The 21,606-nt window shown below is 60.8% G+C and carries 17 protein-coding genes; 10 read left to right on the forward strand and 7 right to left on the reverse strand.

Going from position 1 to position 21,606, the window contains the following annotated elements:
• Positions 1-171: 171 nt before the first annotated feature.
• The 4 genes from glmU to ADU59_RS18330 all read left to right on the forward strand — a co-directional run bounded on the left by glmU (position 172) and on the right by ADU59_RS18330 (position 4,746).
• Positions 172-1,527 (forward strand): bifunctional UDP-N-acetylglucosamine diphosphorylase/glucosamine-1-phosphate N-acetyltransferase GlmU, encoded by a 1,356-nt coding sequence (glmU, locus tag ADU59_RS18315; protein WP_068955584.1) that lies wholly within the window; start codon positions 172-174, stop codon positions 1,525-1,527.
• A gap of 162 nt (positions 1,528-1,689) precedes the next feature.
• Entirely contained in the window at positions 1,690-3,516 is a 1,827-nt protein-coding gene (gene glmS / locus ADU59_RS18320; RefSeq protein WP_068955585.1) for a glutamine--fructose-6-phosphate transaminase (isomerizing), read from the forward strand.
• Positions 3,513-4,019, forward strand: a complete 507-nt coding sequence (locus tag ADU59_RS18325) for a GNAT family N-acetyltransferase (protein WP_068955586.1) — start codon at positions 3,513-3,515, stop codon at positions 4,017-4,019. The genes glmS and ADU59_RS18325 overlap by 4 nt, the downstream gene beginning before the upstream one ends.
• Positions 4,020-4,029: 10 nt before the next feature.
• Complete coding sequence (locus ADU59_RS18330) at positions 4,030-4,746, forward strand: DUF502 domain-containing protein (RefSeq protein WP_068955587.1); 717 nt, start codon at positions 4,030-4,032, stop codon at positions 4,744-4,746.
• Here ADU59_RS18330 and recG read toward each other — a convergent pair.
• Positions 4,733-6,835: an ATP-dependent DNA helicase RecG gene (gene recG / locus ADU59_RS18335; RefSeq protein ID WP_068955588.1), complete on the reverse strand. Its 2,103-nt coding sequence runs from the start codon at positions 6,833-6,835 to the stop codon at positions 4,733-4,735. The two genes, ADU59_RS18330 and recG, sit on opposite strands and share 14 nt — an antisense overlap.
• Positions 6,836-6,952: 117 nt before the next feature.
• Here recG and ADU59_RS18340 point away from each other — a divergent pair, with 117 nt between their 5' ends.
• Together ADU59_RS18340 and mfd are read left to right on the forward strand one after the other, a co-directional pair.
• Positions 6,953-7,270 carry an FAD assembly factor SdhE gene (locus tag ADU59_RS18340; protein WP_068955589.1) on the forward strand — a complete coding sequence of 106 codons (318 nt, stop codon included), beginning with the start codon at positions 6,953-6,955 and terminating at the stop codon, positions 7,268-7,270.
• Positions 7,267-10,773, forward strand: a complete 3,507-nt coding sequence (mfd, locus tag ADU59_RS18345; RefSeq protein ID WP_068955590.1) for a transcription-repair coupling factor — start codon at positions 7,267-7,269, stop codon at positions 10,771-10,773. The genes ADU59_RS18340 and mfd overlap by 4 nt, the downstream gene beginning before the upstream one ends.
• A gap of 54 nt (positions 10,774-10,827) precedes the next feature.
• Here mfd and ADU59_RS18350 read toward each other — a convergent pair whose 3' ends face one another.
• Positions 10,828-11,493: a DsbA family oxidoreductase gene (locus ADU59_RS18350; RefSeq protein WP_068955673.1), complete on the reverse strand. Its 666-nt coding sequence runs from the start codon at positions 11,491-11,493 to the stop codon at positions 10,828-10,830.
• A 101-nt stretch (positions 11,494-11,594) separates the two neighbouring features.
• Entirely contained in the window at positions 11,595-13,388 is a 1,794-nt protein-coding gene (locus tag ADU59_RS18355; RefSeq protein ID WP_068955591.1) for an extracellular solute-binding protein, read from the reverse strand.
• A gap of 305 nt (positions 13,389-13,693) precedes the next feature.
• Between ADU59_RS18355 and ADU59_RS18360 the strand changes: the two genes are divergently transcribed.
• Positions 13,694-14,326, forward strand: a complete 633-nt coding sequence (locus tag ADU59_RS18360) for an invasion associated locus B family protein (protein ID WP_068955592.1) — start codon at positions 13,694-13,696, stop codon at positions 14,324-14,326.
• Positions 14,327-14,415: 89 nt separating this feature from the next.
• On the opposite strand, the gene hspQ is transcribed toward ADU59_RS18360, so the two are convergent.
• Positions 14,416-14,745 (reverse strand): heat shock protein HspQ, encoded by a 330-nt coding sequence (hspQ, locus tag ADU59_RS18365; RefSeq protein ID WP_068955674.1) that lies wholly within the window; start codon positions 14,743-14,745, stop codon positions 14,416-14,418.
• Positions 14,746-14,932: 187 nt separating this feature from the next.
• Here hspQ and ADU59_RS18370 point away from each other — a divergent pair, with 187 nt between their 5' ends.
• Positions 14,933-15,973 (forward strand): hypothetical protein, encoded by a 1,041-nt coding sequence (locus ADU59_RS18370; protein ID WP_068955593.1) that lies wholly within the window; start codon positions 14,933-14,935, stop codon positions 15,971-15,973.
• Positions 15,974-16,021: 48 nt separating this feature from the next.
• A complete protein-coding gene (locus tag ADU59_RS18375) occupies positions 16,022-17,059 on the forward strand; it encodes a TAXI family TRAP transporter solute-binding subunit (protein WP_068955594.1) in 1,038 nt (345 codons plus the stop codon).
• Between the two features lie 96 nt (positions 17,060-17,155).
• Here the strand turns inward: ADU59_RS18375 and glnA are convergent, their stop codons facing one another.
• On the reverse strand, positions 17,156-18,565 hold the full coding sequence (glnA, locus tag ADU59_RS18380; RefSeq protein ID WP_068955595.1) for a type I glutamate--ammonia ligase: 1,410 nt from the start codon (positions 18,563-18,565) through the stop codon (positions 17,156-17,158).
• Positions 18,566-18,625: 60 nt separating this feature from the next.
• Positions 18,626-18,964, reverse strand: coding sequence for a P-II family nitrogen regulator (locus ADU59_RS18385; protein ID WP_018324798.1), 339 nt, complete (start codon positions 18,962-18,964; stop codon positions 18,626-18,628).
• Between the two features lie 337 nt (positions 18,965-19,301).
• Between ADU59_RS18385 and ADU59_RS18390 the strand changes: the two genes are divergently transcribed.
• Positions 19,302-20,780, forward strand: coding sequence for a bifunctional ADP-dependent NAD(P)H-hydrate dehydratase/NAD(P)H-hydrate epimerase (locus tag ADU59_RS18390; RefSeq protein ID WP_068955675.1), 1,479 nt, complete (start codon positions 19,302-19,304; stop codon positions 20,778-20,780).
• On the opposite strand, the gene ADU59_RS18395 is transcribed toward ADU59_RS18390, so the two are convergent.
• Complete coding sequence (locus ADU59_RS18395; RefSeq protein ID WP_068955596.1) at positions 20,781-21,584, reverse strand: DUF72 domain-containing protein; 804 nt, start codon at positions 21,582-21,584, stop codon at positions 20,781-20,783.
• Between the last annotated feature and the right edge of the window lie 22 nt (positions 21,585-21,606).

A 21,606-nucleotide genomic window follows, 5' to 3' on the forward strand; every position in this document is an offset into this window, starting at 1 on the left:
TCGGAACCGTCAAACACGGTCATTCTCCGCTTATGACAGGATCGGGTTTTATCCGGGTTAACATGGCCGTTCTCACGTGGATTATGTTTCTTGCAATCTCTTCCTGCTATGTAACGGGCAGAATCGTGACCGGCTTTAACGCCGGGAGGCCATAAAGACGGGAGAACGAGAATGAAGCGCACATGCCTGGCGATCGTTTTGGCGGCGGGAGAGAGCACCCGGATGAAGTCATCCATGTCGAAGGTGCTGCATCCGGTTGCCGGCCGGCCGATGATTGCCCACGTGGTTGAGTCGCTCGTCAATGCTTCGATTTCGTCCGCCGCACTTGTCCTTGGCCGCGACGCCGATGCGGTCGCAACTGCGGCCGCCCGTGACGACATCGAACTGTCCGCATTTCTCCAGAAGGAGCGCCTCGGTACCGGCCATGCCGTTCTGGCCGCGAGGGAGGCCATTGCCAGGGGCTATGACGATATTCTTGTCGTGTTCGGCGATACGCCGCTGATCACCGCGGCACCGCTTCTGGCGGCCCGGCAGGGGCTGGCCGATGGAAACGACGTGGTCGTCATCGGCTTTCAGACGGCTGATCCGACCGGCTACGGCAGGCTGCTTGTCGAGAATGGCGCGCTTCTGGCGATCCGCGAGCAGAAGGATGCGACCGAGGATGAACAGAAGATCACCTATTGCAACGGCGGCCTGATGGCGATCAACGGTGCCAAGGCGCTGGAACTGCTCGGCAAGATCGGCAATGCCAACGCCAAGGGCGAATATTACCTGACGGATATCGTCGAGATCGTTCGCGCCGAGGGCGGCAGAGCCATCGCCGTCGAGGCACCGGAAACGGAACTGACCGGCTGCAACAACCGCGCCGAACTGGCGGCGATCGAGGCGATCTGGCAAAAACGCCGCCGTCACGAGCTGATGGTATCAGGCGTATCGATGATCGCGCCGGAAACCGTTTTTCTCGCCTTCGATACGCAGATCGGCCAGGATGTGCTGATCGAGCCGAACGTCGTCTTCGGTCCGGGCGTGACCATCGAAAGCGGTGCGATCATCCACGCCTTTTCCCATCTTGAAGGCGCGCATGTCGGTGCAGGCGCGACCGTTGGTCCCTATGCGCGGCTGCGTCCGGGTGCCAATCTGGGGCCGGATTCGAAGGTCGGAAATTTCTGCGAAGTGAAGAAGGCCGAAATCGGCGCCGGCGCCAAGGTCAATCATCTCACCTATATCGGCGATGCCTTCATCGGCGAAAAGACCAATATCGGCGCGGGTACGATCACCTGTAACTATGATGGCGTCAACAAGCACATCACCCGCATCGGCGCGAATGCCTTTATCGGTTCGAACTCGTCTCTCGTGGCGCCGGTCTCTGTCGGAGATGGCGCTCTGGTTGCATCCGGCAGCGTGATTACGCAGGATGTTCCAGCGGACGCGGTGGCTTTCGGCCGGGCGCGTCAGGAGATCAAATCGGGGTGGGCAAAAATCTTGCGGGAGCGGTATCTGGCCGAAAAGGCTGCCAAAAAGAAGTAGCCGGCTGCCGCGCCACGGTTAAAACCTGAAACCGAAAGTGAGTTTCGGGCCGATTGCGCATTTTTCGAAATTCGATACCAAAGCGGCATCTGAAAATGAACTTTGACCGGCATGCCTTTCATCTGCTGCCGGTCACACCAAAGAATTGCGGAGAAGAACTCTATGTGTGGCATCGTCGGTATCGTTGGAAATCAGCCTGTCTCCGAACGCCTTGTCGATGCCCTGAAACGGCTCGAATATCGCGGTTATGATTCCGCCGGTGTCGCGACGATCCATGACGGCGTTCTTGAACGCCGTCGCGCCGAGGGCAAGCTGGTCAATCTGGAAACCAGGCTGCGCGGCGAGCCGCTGGCAGGCTTGACCGGCATCGCCCATACGCGCTGGGCAACTCATGGCGCGCCGACCGAAAACAACGCCCATCCGCATTTCACCGACGGCGTTGCCGTTGTCCACAACGGCATCATCGAGAATTTTTCCGAACTGAAGGACCAGCTTGCCGCAGCAGGCGCCTCGTTCCAGACGCAGACCGATACCGAAGTCGTGGCGCAACTGCTTGCCAAGCTGATCCGTGATGGCATGAGCCAGCGGGAGGCCATGCAGGCGATGCTTCGCCGTGTCACCGGCGCCTATGCGCTTGCCGTGATCTTTCAGGATGCCCCGGGCACGATCATGGCCGCTCGCAGCGGACCGCCGCTCGCCGTCGGTTTCGGCAAGGGCGAAATGTTCCTTGGTTCCGACGCCATCGCGCTGTCGCCCTTCACCAATGAAATTACCTATCTGATCGATGGCGACTGGGCGGTTCTGACGGCCAACAGCATCGAAATCCTCGATCATGACGGCAAGCCGGTCTCCCGCCCGCGTCAGGTCTCTGTCGCCGCCGCCTATATGGTCGACAAGGGCAATCACCGTCATTTCATGGAAAAGGAAATCTACGAGCAGCCGGAAGTGATTTCGCATGCGCTCGCCCATTACGTCGATTTCATCGAGAACCGGGTCAATCCGATCGCCGCCGCGATCGATTTCGCCAAGGTTCCGAGCCTTGCGATCTCCGCCTGCGGCACCGCCTATCTGGCCGGCCTCGTCGGCAAATACTGGTTCGAGCGTTACGCCCGCCTGCCGGTCGAAATCGACGTGGCCTCCGAATTCCGCTACCGCGACATTCCGCTGTCGCCGCAATCCGCAGCCCTGTTCATCTCGCAGTCCGGCGAAACGGCCGATACACTGGCTTCGCTGCGTTATTGCAAGGAAAACGGCCTGAAGATCGGCGCCGTCGTCAACGTCAAGGAATCGACGATTGCGCGGGAATCCGATGCGATCTTCCCGATTCTCGCCGGTCCGGAAATCGGCGTTGCCTCGACCAAGGCCTTCACCTGCCAGCTTTCTGTGCTTGCAGCTCTTGCGATCGGTGCCGGCCGTGCACGTGGGACGGTTTCGGAGGCTGAGGAGAAGCAGTTGGTCCGCCATCTCGCCGAAATGCCGCGCATCATGGGCAAGGTACTCAACAGCATCCAGCCGGCGATCGAAAACCTGTCGCGCGAACTGTCGAAATGCAAGGACGTGCTTTATCTCGGTCGTGGTACCAGCTATCCGCTGGCCATGGAAGGCGCGCTGAAGCTCAAGGAAATCTCCTATATTCATGCCGAAGGCTATGCTGCCGGCGAGCTGAAGCACGGCCCGATCGCGCTGATCGACGAAAACATGCCTGTTATCGTCATCGCGCCACACGACCGTTTCTTCGAAAAGACGGTATCGAACATGCAGGAAGTCGCCGCGCGCGGCGGCCGCATCATCTTCATCACCGACGAGAAGGGGGCCGCTGCCTCCAAGCTCGAAACGATGAGCACGATCATCCTGCCGAATGTCGACGAGATCATCGCACCGATGATCTTCTCGCTGCCGATCCAGCTGCTCGCCTATCACACGGCCGTCTTCATGGGCACCGACGTCGATCAGCCGCGCAACCTGGCCAAATCGGTTACCGTGGAATGATTATCCGTCCCGAAGAGCCAGGTGATATCGCGGCGATCCATACCGTCACAATCGCTGCTTTCAAGGATCATCCGCACAGCGAACAGACCGAACACCTGATCATCGATCGTCTGCGGGTGGCGGGAATGCTCCATCTCTCGCTGGTTGCGGAACTGCAGGGCGAGGTCGTTGGCCATGCCGCGTTCTCCCGCGTCGAACTGTCTGACGGTTCGAGGGACTGGTTCGGACTTGGCCCGATATCGGTTCTGCCGTCACATCATGGGCAAGGCATCGGCGGTGCCTTGATCCGTAGAGGGCTGGACAGACTGCGAGAGCAGGCGGCGGCCGGATGCGTTGTGATGGGGGATCCGGATTTCTATCGCAAATTCGGTTTCCGCAACGATCCCCGGTTCGTCCTCAAGGATTGTGCGCCGCAGTATTTTTTGGCGCAGCCCTTGTCCTCGGCGGGGGGCTCCGGCATGGTGATCTATAACGCGGCGTTTTACGCCGGTGCAGACGAATAGACGGAGCGGCATGACAGACAAACCGGCACGTGGGTTTCTGGCCACACGGTTGAGGAATTATTTCCTGACCGGCCTGATCATCTGTGCGCCGCTTGCCATCACCGCCTGGATCACCTGGTCGTTCATCCTCTGGGCCGACAGCTGGGTAAAACCCTACCTGCCGTTCGACTACAATCCCGACAATTTCCTGCCCTATCCGGTCCCCGGCTTCGGCCTTTTGACCGCTTTGATGCTGATCACGCTGGTCGGTTTCTTCGCCGCCAATCTCATCGGCCGCAGCATCGTCGGTTTCGGCGAATCCCTTCTCGTGCGCACGCCGCTGGTCCGCTCGATCTACAAGGGCCTGAAGCAGATCTTCCAGACGGTGCTGCAGGATCAGTCGAACTCGTTCAAGAAGGCCGGCCTGATCGAATATCCGAGCGCCGGCCTCTGGGCGCTGGTGTTCATCGCGACGGATGCCAAGGGCGAGATGGCGATCAAGTTCACCGAGCGTGGCCTCGACATGGTCGCGGTGTTCCTGCCGCCGACGCCGGTGCCGACAGCCGGATTCCTGATTTTCGTTCAGCGTGAAAAGATCGTCCCGCTCGATATGAGCCCCGAGGACGCTGCCAAGCTGCTGCTCTCCGGCGGTCTGGTCGCGCCCGACTATCTGCCAAAGGCCTTGCCCATGCCGGAAGAGACCGTGCCGGCCGCACTCAAGCGCGGAAAAACCGTCAGCCGGCCCTGAGAAAGCGGATCGCCTCATCACGCCGGTAGAGATAGAGCAGCGTTCTCAAAGCTTCACCGCGAGCCGAGGTCAGTTCAGGGTCGCGCTCGATGATGTAGGCAGCATCCTTGCGGGCGATTTCCAGCAGGTCGCCATGGGCTTCGAGGCTGGCGATGCGGAACCCCGGCGTGCCGGACTGCCGCGTGCCGAGCAATTCGCCTTCGCCCCGCAGTTTCAAGTCCTCTTCGGCGATCAGGAAGCCGTCTTCCGTGTCGCGCAGGATCGACAGCCGTGCCCGGCCGTTTTCACTCAAGGGGCCTTTGTAGAGCAGAATGCAGGTCGATGCCTCGTCGCCGCGCCCGACACGGCCGCGCAGTTGGTGGAGCTGGGCGAGACCGAATCGTTCGGCATGCTCGATCACCATGATCGTCGCATCCGGCACATCGACCCCGACCTCGACAACGGTGGTCGCTACCAGAAGCCGGATCTCGCCGGTCTTGAACGCGAGCATGACGGCGTCCTTCTCCGCACCGTTCATGCGTCCATGGATGAGGCCGACATTCGCACCGAACTGCTTTTCCAGGCTCTGGAAGCGCTCGTCCACGGACATCAGGTCGGAAGCTTCCGATTCCTCGACCAGCGGGCAGATCCAGTAGGCCTTCTTGCCTTCGCCAAGTGCCGTGCGGAGCCTCGCAACGATCTCTCCGGTGCGCTCGGTCGAGACGGTCACGGTCTGGATCGGCTTGCGCCCGGCGGGTTTCTCGGTGAGTTTCGAGACATCCATGTCGCCGAACGCCGCCAGCACCAGCGTGCGCGGTATCGGTGTCGCGGTCATGACCAGCATATGCGGCGAGATTCCCTTGGCCGTCAGCCGCAGCCGTTGATGAACGCCGAAACGATGCTGCTCGTCGACGACGGCCAGCATCAGGTTGCTGTAGACAACCGTATCCTGGAACAGCGCATGCGTACCGATGACGATCTGCGTCTCGCCGGATGCGATCCGTTCCAGAATGGCATCGCGCTCGCGGCCTTTGGTGCGGCCGGTGAGTACATCGATATTGATCGCGGCGGGTGCTGCCATCTTCGAAAGCGTCGCGAAATGCTGGCGGGCAAGGATTTCCGTCGGCGCCATCAGCACGGCCTGTCCACCGCTTTCGACGGCCGCCAGCATCGACATCAGCGCCACCGCCGTTTTCCCCGAGCCGACATCGCCCTGCAGCAGCCGCAGCATGCGCTCGGTTCCGGCCATGTCCTTCAGCACTTCGGCGATCGCTGTTGCTTGGCTGTTGGTCAGCGAAAAGGGCAGGGCGGCGAGGACCGGCTCGCTGAGCTTTCCGGTCGCATGCACCGGCGTTCCGGCCACCTTGCGCAGCCGCTGGCGAACGAGAGACAGGGAGAGTTGTCCGGCGAGGAATTCGTCATAGGCAATGCGCCGGCGGGCGGGGGCCTGCGGATCGATATCGGTTTCGTCGCGAGGATCGTGCAGCGCCAGAAAACAGTCGCGTGCAGAGGCAAAGCTCTGCTTGTCGAGCAGCGCCTCGTCAAGCCACTCCGGGAAACCCGGAATACGGGGCAGGGCCGCCTCGATCGACTTGCGCAGGATACGCGCCGACAGGCCTGCGGTCAGCGGATAGACGGGCTCGACCAGCGGCAGGTTTTCGGCCTCGGCGGCCCGCACCATGTAATCCGGATGCACCATCGACGGGCGGCCGTTGAACCAGTCCACCTTGCCGCTGACGGTGACGGTCTCATCGACCGGCAATGCCTTTTCCAGCCAGTTCCCCTTTACCCGGAAGAAGGTCAGCGCCAGTTCTCCGGTGTCGTCATGCAGGAAGACGCGGTAAGGCTGGCTGGTTCTGGGCGGCGGTGGCTGGTGGCGGTCGACCCTGCCGGTGATGGTGACGATAACGCCTTGCGGTGCACGCGCGATTCCCGGCTGGTGGCGCCGGTCGATCAGTGAGTGCGGTGCATGGAAGATCAGGTCGATCACCCGGCAGTCGTCGATGTTCTCGCGTCCCAAAAGACGCGCATAGAGTTCGCCCGCTTTCGGGCCAATGCCGGCAAGCGAGTTCAGGGGGGCAAAAAGCGGATCAAGGAGAGCGGGACGCATGGCAGGCAGACTGAAACGAGGATTAGGTGTTTGGCAAGGCTGACAATACTCTTTTCAGCGTTTATAGAGCCATGGCAACGCGCCGCCGTGGACGGGCCGCGACAGGAAGGACCTTCGATGACGGGCATCACACGCACGAGCGCCGATCTCGATCCGCGCCGCCGCCGGATTCTTTTTCGGGCCTGGCATCGTGGCATCCGCGAGATGGACCTGGTTTTCGGGCAGTTCGCCGACAATGAACTCGCCGGCCTGGCCGAAACCGATCTCGATGAACTCGAAACCATCATGGCGGAAGAGGACAACGATCTGGTCAAGTGGGTCCTCGGATCGCAGCCGGTGCCGGAGCGTTTCCGCACGCCCCTGTTCGAACGCATCGTTTCCTATCGTCCGGATTTCGATGTTCTCTTTACCGACAAGGACAGAAACGACCGATGATTGCCGGTTTTGATCCCAGGAAAGTCGCGCGCGCCACCCGCGAGCTGACCATCGGCCCGGTGCCGGCCGGCGTCGAGCCGCTGATTCTCGCGGAGCTTGCGCGCGCCAACGGTCCGGTTGCCTATATTCTTTCGGACGGCCAGCGCATCGCCGATGTCGAGCAGATGCTGGGGTTTGCGGCGCCGGACATTCCGGTTCTGACCCTGCCGGGCTGGGACTGTCTGCCATATGACCGTGTTTCGCCGAGCGCCGATACCTCGGCCCGGCGTCTGGCGACGCTGAGCGGCCTGATTGCACACGCGAAAAAGCCGCATCCGGCGATCGTGCTGGTGACGGTCAATGCGGCACTGCAGAAAATGGCGCCGCAGGATATTATCGAGAGCCTCGCCTTTTCCGCCCGGCCCGGGGCGACGATCCGGATGGACGATATCGCGGCAAGGCTTGGGCGCAACGGCTTCGAGCGCGTCGCCACCGTTCGCGAAGTCGGCGAATATGCCGTTCGAGGCGGCATTCTCGATGTGTTCGTCCCCGGTAGCGACGAACCGGTGCGGCTGGATTTCTTCGGCGATACGCTCGAGACCATCCGCTCCTTCGACCCGGCCAGCCAACGCACCACCGGCCAGGCCCGCTCCCTCGATCTCAACCCGATGAGCGAAGTGTCTCTGACGCCTGAGACGATCAGCCATTTCCGCACACAGTACCTGTCGATGTTTGGCGCTGCGACGCGCGACGATGCGCTGTATCTGGCGGTCTCCGAAGGCCGGCGTTATGCCGGCATGGAGCATTGGCTGCCGTTGTTCTACGACCGTCTCGATACGGTTTTCGATTATCTCGCCGGCTTTCACATCGTTACCGATCATGTCGTCCGCGAAGCAGCGGCCGAACGCTCCAAGCTCGTTCAGGACTATTACGAGGCACGTCAGGCATCCGTCTCGCCGGGCAAGTCGCAGATCTCCCAGGGCACGCCCTACAAGCCGGTGCCGCCGGAGATGCTGTATCTGAGCGCTGACGCGTTCAATGCCGCGCTGGTCTCGCGCAATGCCGTCCGCCTCTCGCCGTTTAGCGAACATGAGGGCGAAGCGCGCCAGGTCATCGCGATTGATGCGCGGCTCGGGGTGCGCTGGGCAAAGAACGCGACCGAAACGACCAGCGACGCCGAGCGCGTCAATGTCTTCGATCTGGCCGTCAAATATATCGCCGACCGCCGCGCCAAGGGCGCCAGGGTGCTGATTTCCGCCTGGTCGGAAGGATCGCTCGACCGGCTCCTGCAGGTGCTGGCCGAGCATGGGCTTGCCAATATCAAGCCGGTCAAGGCGCTGTCGGAGCTGAACAGCCTGAAATCCGGGGAGGCGGCCTCTGCCGTCCTCAGCCTCGAAAGCGGTTTCGAGACCGGCAACCTCGTCGTCATCGGCGAGCAGGATATTCTTGGCGACCGCATGGTGCGGCGCTCGAAACGCCGCAAGCGTGGCGCGGATTTCATCGCCGAAGTGGCCGGGCTCGACGAAGGCAGCATCGTCGTGCACGCCGAACACGGCATCGGCCGCTTCATCGGCCTGCGCACCATCGAGGCGGCGGGCGCACCGCATGCCTGCCTCGAACTCGTCTATGCCGACGAGGCAAAACTCTTCCTGCCGGTCGAAAACATCGAACTCCTGTCGCGCTATGGCTCCGAGGGCAGCGATGCCGTCCTCGACAAGCTCGGCGGTGTTGCCTGGCAGGCGCGCAAGGCCAAGCTGAAGAAGCGCCTGCTCGACATGGCCGGCGGGCTCATCCGCATCGCGGCCGAACGTTTGATCCGCCACGCGCCGGTGCTCACCACGCCGGAAGGTCTCTACGACGAATTTGCAGCGCGCTTCCCCTATGACGAGACCGAAGACCAGATGACGTCGATCGAATCGGTGCGCGACGATCTTGGCGCCGGCCGGCCGATGGACCGGCTGGTCTGCGGTGACGTCGGTTTCGGCAAGACGGAAGTGGCGCTGCGCGCCGCCTTCATCGCCGCCATGAACGGCGTTCAGGTGGCCGTCGTGGTCCCCACCACGCTTCTTGCCCGCCAGCATTTCAAGTCCTTTACCGAGCGCTTCCGCGGGCTTCCGGTGCGCATCGCCCAGGCATCGCGTCTCGTCGGTTCCAAGGAACTGGCGCTGACCAAGAAGGAAGTGGCAGAGGGCAAGACCGATATCGTCGTCGGCACGCATGCACTGCTCGGTGCCTCGATCAACTTTGCCAATCTCGGCCTCCTGATCATCGATGAGGAGCAGCATTTCGGCGTCAAGCACAAGGAGAGGCTGAAGGAGCTGAAATCCGATGTGCATGTGCTGACGCTGTCGGCAACGCCGATCCCGCGCACGCTGCAGCTGGCATTGACCGGGGTGCGCGAACTGTCGCTGATCACCACGGCGCCGGTCGATCGCATGGCCGTGCGCACCTTCATCTCGCCTTTCGATGCGCTGGTGATCCGCGAAACGCTGATGCGCGAACATTACCGTGGCGGCCAGAGTTTCTATGTCTGTCCGCGGCTTGCCGATCTCTCGGAGATTCATGATTTCCTGAAATCGGATGTTCCGGAGTTGAAGGTCGCCGTCGCCCACGGCCAGATGCCGGCGACGGAACTGGAAGATATCATGAACGCCTTCTACGAAGGCCGCTATGATGTTCTCCTGTCGACGACCATCGTCGAATCCGGCCTCGACGTGCCGACGGCCAATACGCTGATCGTGCACCGCGCCGACATGTTCGGGCTGGCGCAGCTCTACCAGCTACGCGGCCGCGTCGGCCGCTCCAAGGTGCGTGCCTTTGCCCTGTTCACGCTGCCGGTCAACCGGACGCTGACGGGCATGGCGGAGCGCAGGCTCAAGGTATTGCAGTCGCTCGATACGCTGGGCGCCGGCTTCCAGCTGGCCAGCCACGACCTCGATATCCGCGGCGCCGGAAACCTGCTCGGCGACGAGCAATCCGGCCATATCAAGGAAGTCGGCTTCGAACTCTACCAGCAGATGCTGGAGGAGGCCGTCGCCGAGCTGAAGGGTGACGAGGAGATCGCCGACAGTGGTTGGTCGCCGCAGATCTCGGTGGGAACGCCGGTGATGATCCCGGACGACTATGTGCCCGACTTGCATCTGCGGCTTGGCCTTTACCGGCGTCTGGGCGAGATCACCGAGCTTGGCGATATCGACGCTTTCGGCGCCGAACTGATCGACCGCTTCGGCCCGCTGCCGCTCGAAGTGCAGCATCTACTGAAGATCGTCTATATCAAGTCGCTCTGCCGCACCGCCAATGTCGAAAAGCTGGATGCGGGGCCGAAGGGTGTCGTGGTGCAGTTCCGCAACCGCGAATTCCCCAATCCGGGCGCGCTGGTTGGCTATATCGCCAAGCAGGGTATCATGGCGAAGATCCGGCCGGATCACAGCATCTTCTTCCAGCGCGATTTCCCGACGCCGGAAAAGCGGCTGGCGGGCGCTGCGGTGGTGATGACGCAATTGGCCGGTCTGGCAAAAAGCTAATCGAAAACAGAAAACCGCGCGAAATCTCGCGCGGTTTTCCGGAGCGGCACCGGATCAATTGATCTGGGATGTATCCTTCATCTTGGCGATATCACGCAGGGCGTCCGTCAGAACCTCGACGGATTGGGCTCCCATCACGGCATATTGGCTGTCGATGATGAAACACGGTACGCCGGTGACGCCCATGCCGCGCGCCATCTCGATTTCCTCGGAAACCGCATCCTTGTCGGCATCCGAGGCCAGCAGCGCCGCGATCACGGCGCGGTCGAGGCCGGCCTCGGTGGCGATATCCAGCAGGACGGCGTGATCGCCGACATTGCGTCCCTCTTCGAAATTGGCCTTGAACAGCAGCGCAGTCACCCTGCTCTGCGTAGCAGGCCCATCGGTCAGCGCCCAGCGGATCAGGCGATGGGCATCGAGCGTATTCGGGCTGATCTTCACCGCGTCGAAATTGAAGGCGATGCCATCCTGCTGGCCAAGGCCGGTCAGCATCTCATGCGCCCGATCGACCGCTGCCTGGCTGCCCAGCTTGGCGGCGAGATGCGCCTTGTGATCGACGCCTTCCGGTGGCAGGTCGGGATTGAGCTGATAGGGGCGCCAGTTCACCGTGACGAAGATATCCCCGGCAACATTGGCGATCGCCTGATCGAGCCTCGCCTTGCCGAGATAGCACCAGGGGCAGACGACATCGGAGACGACGTCGATGTTGACATGATCCATGACGCTTTTCTCCTTGCGCTGAAAGTGGTCGATCAGCGACATAAGCGCCTGCGTTTCCGGTTTCAATGCGTTACCAAAAGTATACCGCCATCAATTCCGCATCACTGCACAGTTTCATCCCACCACGTCGGCAGCTGATAGCCGTAGAGCGGCACGACGCTCGGCCGGCCGATGCGTTTCTCGCGGGCGACCCATTGCGAGCCGACGTGATAGAGCGGCACGAGATAGAAACTCGAGACGAGCAGCCGGTCATGGGCGCGGACCGCTGCCGTAAAGTCTTCAACGGTCTTGGCCTGGAGGATGGCGTTGACCAAGGTGTCGACATCCTTGCTGGCGACGCCGGCGAAGTTCGAGCTGCCTTGCTGGTCGCGCGACTGGGACCCCCAATAGGAAATCTGCTCGATCCCCGGCGAAAGCGAAGACGGAAACGACTTGATGATAATGTCGTAGTCGAAGGACTGGCTGCGCTGCTGATATTGCGAATCGTCGACGGTGCGCACGGACGCGACGATTCCAAGCGCTGCAAGGAAGCGCTGGTAGGCGAGCGCCATTTTTTCCTGACCCTCGTTCTGGGTCATGATCTCGAAGGCGAGCGGGGTGCCCTTCTCGTTGACCATCTTGCCGTCCTTGATGCTGTAACCGGCTTCGCGCAGCAGCGTCACCGCCTCGCGCAGCACGTTGCGGTCGCGCCCGGAAGCGTCCGTGACCGGCAGGCGATAGGTGCCGTCGAGGACCGATGGATTGATTCGGTTGCGGATATCGCCGAGCAGCGACAGTTCGCGGTCATCGGCCGCCACGCCGAGATAGGACAGTCCGGAATTCTGCCAGAAGCTCTGCGTGCGGGTATAGGCGTTGTCGTACAGGTTCTTGTTCACCCATTCGAAATCGAAGACCAGCGCCAGGCCCTGGCGAAGCTTGGCATTCTCGAACATCGGACGGCGCGTATTGAAGACGAAGCCAAGCATGCCGGAAGGGGTCTTCGGGGTAAACGTGTCCTTGATCACCTTGCCCGACTGGATCGCCGGGAAGTTATAGCTGCGCGACCATTTCGTCGGGCTACCTTCCGGATAGATGTCGATCTCGCCCTTCTTGAAGGCCTCGAACAGCGAATTGTCCTGCAGGAAATATTCGACGGAAATCTCGTCGTAATTGTCGAAGCCGACTTTCGTGGGCAGGTCCTTGGCCCAGTAGTCGGGATTACGCTTGTAGACGATCCGTTCGCCCGGTTTGACCTCGGCAACACGGTACGGTCCAGAGCCGAGCGGAAATTTCAGCGATGTCTGGTCGAATGTTGCCACGTCGGTCGCATGTTTCGGCAGGATCGGCGTCATGGCGATCAAGAGCGGAAATTCGCGGTCGGCCTGATCGTTGAAGGTGAAGCGGACGCTGCGGTCGCCAACCTTTTCCATTTTCTCGACTTTCGCCAGCCGGGTGCTGAAGGGTACGCGCCCCTTGTCGCGAAACAGCTCGAAGGTGAAGATGACGTCTTCCGGCGTGACCGGCTGTCCGTCGGCCCATTTCGCCTTCGGATTGAGGTTGAACTGGATGAAGGTGCGGTCGTCGTCCCATTCGACGGTCTCGGCCAGCAGGCCATAGAGCGAAAAGGCCTCGTCGCGGGAACGCTGCATCAGCGAATCATAGATGAGATTGCCGTATTCCGGATCCAGCATGCCGCGCGCCGTGGTGCGCATGCTTTTCAGGATGAACGGGTTGAGGCTGTCGAATGTGCCGACGACGCCATAGGAGACATGGCCGCCCTTCTTCACATCCGGCTTGACATAAGGGAAGTTCTTGAAATCGGCGGGCAGGGCGGGTTCGCCATGCATGGCGATGCCGTGAACCGGCTCGGCCTTTGCCGCCATGCCCATACCAAGAGTGGCCAGCAGCGAAATCATACCCAAAAATAGTGCGCGCAAGCCCGCCTCCTGCTGTCGTCGGCCATGTGAATCACGGCAAATTATCACGTTGACCGGCATTTCCAACCGGAAGATACTGTAAAAGGCCCATGCCGGCTCAAGAGTTGATCGCAAAAAATTTACGGAAAGACTGGATATCCGTGGCCGCTCACTGTAACAGGTGTTCCCGGAGACGAGGGTCATGCAATTGCCTTATTTGCCCAACAGGAGAGCGGGCAGCTGACCATTGATGACGAGCGGCCTAAGACAGCTCAGACACCGGAATTCAGGAGACGGATATCGTTATGATCTTCAAGTCGAACTTCACCAAGAAGGCTGCACTGTCGGCATTTGCCGGCGCGGTTGCGGTTGCCGCCATGCCTGTTGCGTCCTTTGCGCAGGAGCAGGCCGCCGGCCGTCCGCCGCAGGGCTGGTTCAAGGTCTGCACCAAGCAGGAAGACAACGATGTCTGCATCGTGCAGAACCTCCTGACGGCCAACAACGGCCAGCTGATTACGGCCATTGGCCTCATCAGCGTTCAGGGCAAGGTCAACCGCAAGGTGCTGCAGGTTTCGGTTCCGTCCGCACGTCTGATCCCGCCGGGCATCCAGATGCAGATCGACGGCGGCAAGGGCTCCAAGCTCGACTACGCCATCTGCATGCCGGACAAGTGCGTCGCAGAAGTTCCGCTGAGCGACGCTGTTCTCGCAAGCTTGAAGAAGGGCGGCGAGGTGGTCTTCACTTCGGTCAACTTCCAGCGTGCCCCGAACCCGATCAAGATTTCGCTCGGCGGCTTCACCGGCGTCTTCGACGGCGAGCCGATCGAGCAGTCCAAGCTCGAAGAGCGTCAGCGCCTGCTGCAGGAAGAAATGCAGAAAAAGGCTGAAGACGCCCGCAAGAAGCTTGAAGAAGCCCAGAAGGCTGCCAAGGCAAACTGATTGCCGATCCAATCCAACAAAACAGCCCGGACGAAATCTCGTCCGGGCTGTTTTGTTTTCAGACAATGGTCATCGGCAGTGAATGATTGTCAGTGTTGGACGACCGCTTTCGGCTTGTACTGGCCAACGGTCTCCGGATCGAAGAAGGCATTCACCTGCGAGTGGCGCACGGGCATTCCGCTCTCATCCGAAACGAGATTCTGTTCGGAGACATAGGCGACATATTCCGTCTCGTCGTTCTCCGCCAGCAGATGGTAAAACGGCTGGTCCTTGGTCGGGCGGACCTCGGCGGGAATCGAATTCCACCATTCCTCGGTGTTGGCATATTCCGGATCGACATCGAATATGACGCCGCGGAATGGAAACACGCGATGGCGAACAACCTGTCCAATCTGAAATTTTGCGTCTCTTTGTTTCATCATGTTAGGTTCCTTTCGCCTTCATATGTGGTGGTTTTTCATCAAACATCAAGTGCGAAGCGCAGGCGGCGGCGGGCGTATGCCGGTCGCAGAATTGAGGCGCAGGTGCAACTGATGCCATTGCTTGCCTCTCCGGGAAATTCATCGTACCTCCTTTGATGGAGCGTTCTTCGGTGGTGGATACGGCATGAGCAATCAGTGGGGCAGGAACAATCAGGTGACACGCGGCGGCGGTTCGTCCAGCCTGTTGCTGCCGGCTGTTCTGTGCCTGTTGCTGGCTGCCGCCGGCGGCTATTTCTGGTTTGCCCGCCAGCAGATGCAGACGGAAATCGCCGCATTGACGGCGCAGACGGACTCGCTGAGGGATGAACTGGCTGCGGTAACGGCAGAGAAGGACACGGCGAACAGCAATCTGGCCGAACTCAAAAGGAATTCCGGAAGCTGGGCAGGCGAACTCGAAAAAGACTATGCCGACCTGACGCTGAACGAAGTTCCCAAGCTCCATCGCCTGCTCGACAAGCGCGACGCCGATATCTCCGCGCTTGAAAAGCTGCTTTCGACGGAAAAGACGGCGGCGAAAACCGCGGCGGATGATTTTACCGCGACGATTGCCGGGCTCACGCAACAGTTAAGCACGGCGAAGGCCGAGGTTGCCGACGCCCGTACACAGGTCCAAAACCTCAGTACCGATAAGGCCGCCCTGAACAAGCAGGTCACCGATCTGAAAGCCGCCGTGGAACGGGCCATGGCGGACACCGTGGCTGCGCGCAAGGCACTGGAGCAAAAGGTGACGGAGGCAGAGAAAAAGCCGCCAACCTTCAAGTCCGCACTCGATCTGGCGCGTGACGTACAGATCCAGACGCTGGAGCAAAGTCTCGCCGACGAGCGCCGCAAGGTCGAGGCGCTCGAGACGCAGCTTGAGGATCAGGCCGCTGTTGCCGGAAAGACGACCGTCGTTCCGTCCGATACGCCTGCAATCGACAAACCGGTAGCCGAAACCGAAGAGACCGTTCCAGCCGCGGGATTGAAGCCGCGCGATCGCTCGATGGTGGACAAGATCATCGGCGCAACGCGCGGTGTGAGCTTACTGGACGATGAAAAGAAACAGCGTCTCAAAGACCGGCTGGTATCGGGCGCTTGTGTCACGGATGCGCTGGAAGACGCTTTCGGCAGGGTGCCGTTGATCCTGATGCGCAACCTGATGCGCGATTTTAAGAGTGACTGCTGACAAACCGGCATCCGCCTTACCGGGGCGGACGGCCTTTTGGGAGAAGATATGATGTTTCGACAGGCCATTGCTGCCGCAACGATCCTTGCAGCCGTTTCGCTCGCCCCGCCATCGGCGGCCGAATTCGAAAAGAACATCATGACCGGCGGGCCGCAAGGCACCTATATCCAGATCGGACGGGACGTCGCAACGCTCGGCAAGACATGCGGCCTGACGCTCAACGTCAAGGAATCGGCCGGCTCGCTCGAAAACTTCGTCGGCGTGCGCAACAGCAGGAACACCCAGTTCGGCATCGTCCAGAGCGACGTGCTGGAATATCTGAAAACCTTCGAGGCTGACGATCCGGAGGTGCAGCAGGCGGTGCGCGGCGTGCGCATCATGTTCCCGCTCTACAATGAGGAAATCCATGTTCTGGCGCGCGCCGACATCAAGGACATGGGCGGTCTTGCCGGCAAAAAGGTTGCCGTCGGCGTCAAGGACAGCGGCACCTTTCTCACATCGTCTCTGATCCTCGATATCCTGCAGGTAAAGACCGGCGAGCGGGTGCCGCTCAACCCCGACGCCGCCTTGCCGAAACTGCTGTCCGGCGAAATCGATGCGTTCTTCTATGTGGCCGGTGCGCCGGCAGCACTGTTCAAGAACAATCCGATCGACGGGGCCAGGTTCCATCTCGTGCCGATCACCGAGGCGCCGTTGCTGGCAACCTATACGCGGTCGCGCATCGCCGGCGGAACCTATGACTTCCAGAAGGATCCCGTTGACCTGATCGCCGTCAAGGCTGTGATGATGACCTATGATTATGACGTCAAGCGCAATGCCTACCAGCGCGAAAGCTGCAAGGCGGTGTCGGAGTTCTCCAGCCTCATTCTCAACAATCTCGACAAGCTGCAGGAGACCGGCCATCCGAAATGGAAGGACGTCGATCTGACGGCACTGCCACCCGGCTGGCAGGTTGGTATCTGCGTCAAGGCCGGCATGGCGATCGACTACAAGCCGGCATGCAAGGTGCCGGAAGCGGTGAGCCAGCAGCCGGATGGCAACGAGGAATATCTCAACCTCCTGAAGCAGCGGCTGAAGAAGAACTGAGCTGAGCATAGCGTTTGAAAACAAAAGGCCGGCTTCGCATGCGAAGCCGGCCTTTTGTTTGAGATGGACCCGCCAGGGCGGGCCCGGAACCGGCTGTTAAGCCGAGTAGTACATGTCGAATTCGACCGGATGCGGGGTCATTTCGAAACGCATGACTTCGACCATCTTCAGTTCGATATAGGCATCGATCTGATCGTCGTCGAAGACGCCGCCGGCTGTCAGGAACTTGCGGTCCTTGTCGAGGCTTTCGAGCGCTTCGCGCAGCGAGCCGCAGACGGTCGGGATCTTCTTCAGTTCCTTCGGCGGCAGATCATAGAGATCCTTGTCCATGGCCTTGCCGGGATGGATCTTGTTCTTGATGCCGTCGAGGCCGGCCATCAGCATGGCGGCAAAGCCGAGATACGGGTTTGCCAGCGGATCGGGGAAGCGAACTTCGACGCGCTTCGACTTCGGACCGGTCCCGAACGGAATACGGCAGGAGGCGGAACGGTTGCGGGCCGAATAGGCGAGCAGAACCGGCGCTTCATAGCCCGGAACCAGACGCTTGTAGGAGTTGGTCGTCGGGTTAGTGAAGGCATTGATCGCCTTGGCATGCTTGATGATGCCGCCGATGTAGAACAGGCAGGACTCCGACAGGCCGGCATATTCGTCGCCGGCGAAGGTCGGCTTGCCGTCCTTCCAGATCGACTGGTGCACGTGCATGCCCGAGCCGTTGTCGCCGAAGATCGGCTTCGGCATGAAGGTTGCCGTCTTGCCATAGGCGTTGGCGACCTGATGGACGACGTACTTGTAGATCTGGATCTTGTCGGCGTTGCGCACCAGCGTGTCGAACTTGACGCCGAGCTCGTGCTGGGCGGCGGCCACTTCGTGGTGCTGCTTTTCGACGGTGACGCCCATTTCGGTCAGAACCGTCAGCATTTCGGAACGCATGTCCTGGCAGCTGTCGATCGGCGGAACGGGGAAATAGCCGCCCTTGACGCGCGGACGATGGCCGAGGTTGCCGGTTTCGTAGTCGGTGTCGTCGTTGGACGGCAGTTCCGACGAGTCGAGCTTGAAGCCGGTGTTGTAGGGGTCGGCCTTGTACTTCACGTCGTCGAAGACGAAGAATTCCGGTTCCGGACCAACGAAGATGGTGTCGCCGATGCCGGATGCCTTGAGGTAGGCTTCGGCCTTCTTGGCGATGCCGCGCGGATCGCGGTTATAGGCTTCGCCGGAGACCGGGTCGAGAATGTCGCAGACGATGACCATGGTGGACTGGGCAAAGAAGGGATCCATGTGCACGGTTGCCGGATCGGGCATCAGCACCATGTCGGATTCATTGATGGCCTTCCAGCCGCCGATCGACGAGCCGTCGAACATGACGCCGTCGGCGAACATGTCCTCATCAACACAGCCGACGTCCATGGTTACGTGCTGCAGCTTGCCCTTCGGGTCCGTGAAGCGCAGATCAACGAACTTGACGTCGTTATCCTTGATTTGCTTGAGGATATCATTTGCAGTCGTCATGTTTTGTAAGTCCCTCTTTTGAGATGACGAGGTAGAGCCCGAACCGAACGGCCGGGCGGATTAGATGGCGTCGATACCGGTCTCGCCGGTGCGGATCCGAATGACCTCCTCGATATTGGAGACGAAAATCTTTCCGTCGCCAATACGTCCGGTCTGGGCGGCGTTGCGGATGGCCTCGATCACGGCCTCCGCGTTTTCATCAGCCAGCACGACTTCGACTTTCACCTTGGGGAGAAAATCAACAACGTATTCTGCCCCACGGTACAGTTCCGTATGGCCTTTCTGGCGTCCAAAACCCTTCGCCTCGGTGACGGTGATACCCTGGAGGCCAACTTCCTGAAGGGCTTCCTTCACTTCATCAAGCTTGAAAGGCTTTATGATCGCTTCGATCTTTTTCATGAGAAAATATCTCTCCGCTTCTCCCGTTATGGCAGGCTTATGCCCGCTCGCCCTCGATATGCATTTTACATGCCAGATATGGCAAATGCGATGCCGTTTTGGATGAAAACTCCTCCATCTGTCCCGATCATATCCCTTTATTCGGAATAAACAGCGCCTTTTGCCTATTTTTTATGAATTTTCCTACGGCAATGATGATTGTCCGCAGCTTGTTGTGCCGGATGCTCCGTTAAGCGTTATATTTGAGCGGCAAATATGTGCAAATGCATAAAAAATAGCCAAAATAGGCTGGCGTTTTATGCTTGTCGGTTCACCGGCTTGGGGGCATTTTGTTGCCATGCCAGTTGACCGGGACGATTCCATCATAACCCCTGCCGAAATGTCCGCGATCGATCGCGACGCGGCGCTGTCGGGGATCGACAGTTTCAGGCTCATGACCTCCGCGGGCACGGCCGTTTCGGCGGCCGCCTTGCGGCTTTATCCGCAGGCGTTGCGGTTTGTCGTCCTGTGCGGGCCCGGCAACAACGGCGGCGATGGATATATTGCCGCCGCCGCCTTGCACGCGAGCGGAGCGCAGGTTGCGGTCCATGCTCTCGGCGATCCCGCCCATCTGAAAGGCGATGCCGCCCGTGCCTGTGCGGGATGGGGGCATGCCGGCGAACCGCTGGCGAAATACAGGCCCAGGCCAGGCGACATCGTCATCGATGCCCTGTTCGGCGCCGGCCTGTCGCGCGCCGTGCCGGATGAGGTGGCGGCCGTGATGCGCGCCGTCGGGAGCGAGCAGCTGCCGGTTATCGCGGTGGACTTGCCGTCCGGCGTTGACGGCCGCACGGGGCAGGTGCTGGGCGAGAGTTTTCACGCCAGCCATACCGTCACGTTCATGGCGCGAAAGCCGGGGCATCTGCTGCTGCCGGGCCGCACGCTCTGCGGCAGCCTGGAAGTGTTCGATATCGGCATCCCGCAACGCATCTTGGCTGCCCACACAAGCGGGCTGAGTGAAAACGGCCCGCATCTCTGGGCCGGACAGGCGCATGCGCTTGATCCGTCGGCCCATAAATTCAAGCGCGGCCATCTCGCGGTTTTCTCCGGCGGCCCGCTGGCAACGGGTGCGGCGCGGCTTTCGGCAGCGGCCGGATTGAAGGCCGGCGCCGGACTGGTTACGCTGGCGTCGGCCTCCGCCGCGCTCGATGCCAACGCTGCGCATCTGACAGCCGTGATGCTGAAGGAAATTGGTGATGCCGGCGCTCTTGCGCGCTGGCTTGCCGACAAGCGCATCGGAGCCTTCGTGCTGGGTCCGGGGTTCGGCGATCTGGAAACAGCCCGCCAATACGCGCTGCTGCTCAACGACCGGGCGCTGGTGCTCGATGCGGACGGGATCACCGCTTTCAAGGACGACCCGTCCTTGCTTTTCGAGGCTTATGCGCAGGGCGAAACCCATCTGGTCATGACTCCGCACGACGGCGAGTTTGCCCGGCTGTTTCCGGATATCGACGCAGACCCAACCCTCTCGAAGGTCGACCGCGCCATCGCGGCCGCCAAGCGCAGTCATGCCGTCATCGTCTACAAGGGCGCCGATACGGTGATCGCATCGCCCGATGGCCGCGCCGCAATCAACACCAACGCGCCGCCCTGGCTTGCCACGGCCGGATCGGGCGATACGCTCGCCGGCATCATCGGCGCACATCTGGCGCAGGGCATGCCCGCCTTCGAAGCCGCCGCAGCGGGTGTCTGGCGCCACGGCCGGGCCGGTGCCAAGGCAGGCGAGGGGCTGACGGCGGAAGACCTGGCCGCGGCGATCGAGCCGCTGCCGGCCTGATCAGTCGACGCGTTTTTGCAAAGCCCGCGCGCCATTCGGCGCATTGACCTTGCCCTCGGTGATGAAGAAGGCAAACACATCGCGTGGTTTCTTTTCGGGCTTGCGCGCGGGATCGCCACGTTCGAGCCCATCGACCATACCGCCGGATGCCCAGGTCTTCAGGCGATCAGCCCAGAGATCCAGCCGCTTGTCATCGTAGCAGGTCGCGACATCGTCGCTGCCGGTCTGCAGGCGCGCATAGACGAAATCCGAGGTCACGTCGGCGATCATCGGATATTCCGCGTGATCGGCGCAGACGACGGCGACATTGTGTTTCGCCAGCAGTGCCGTGAATTCCGGCGTGCGGAACGAGGGGTGACGGACCTCGACGACATGACGCAGCGTCAGGCCATCCTGCTTTTCCGGCAAGAGTGCCAGGAAGGCGCCAAAATCACCGGCATCGAACTGTTTGGTCGGCATGAACTGCCAGAGGATGGGGCCGAGATGCGGTCCCAGCTCCGTCAGTCCCTGACCGAGGAACTTGCCGATCGATTCGCCGGCGTCCGCCAGCACCTTCTTGTTGGTGGCAAAGCGGCTGGCCTTCAGCGAAAAGACAAAACCGTCGGGGACCTCGGAGGCCCATTTGGCAAAGGTTTCCGGCTTCTGCGACCCATAATAGGTGCCGTTGACCTCGATCACCTTCAACTGGCTGCTGGCATATTCGAGCTGCCGCTTCTTCGACAGCTTTTCCGGATAGAACGTCCCCTCCCAGGGATCGAAGGTCCAGCCGCCGATACCGCAGCGGATCGTGCCTGATGTTGACATACTATCTTCCCCTCATTGTCCA

This window comes from Pararhizobium polonicum, from assembly GCF_001687365.1.
Taxonomy (GTDB): domain Bacteria; phylum Pseudomonadota; class Alphaproteobacteria; order Rhizobiales; family Rhizobiaceae; genus Pararhizobium; species Pararhizobium polonicum.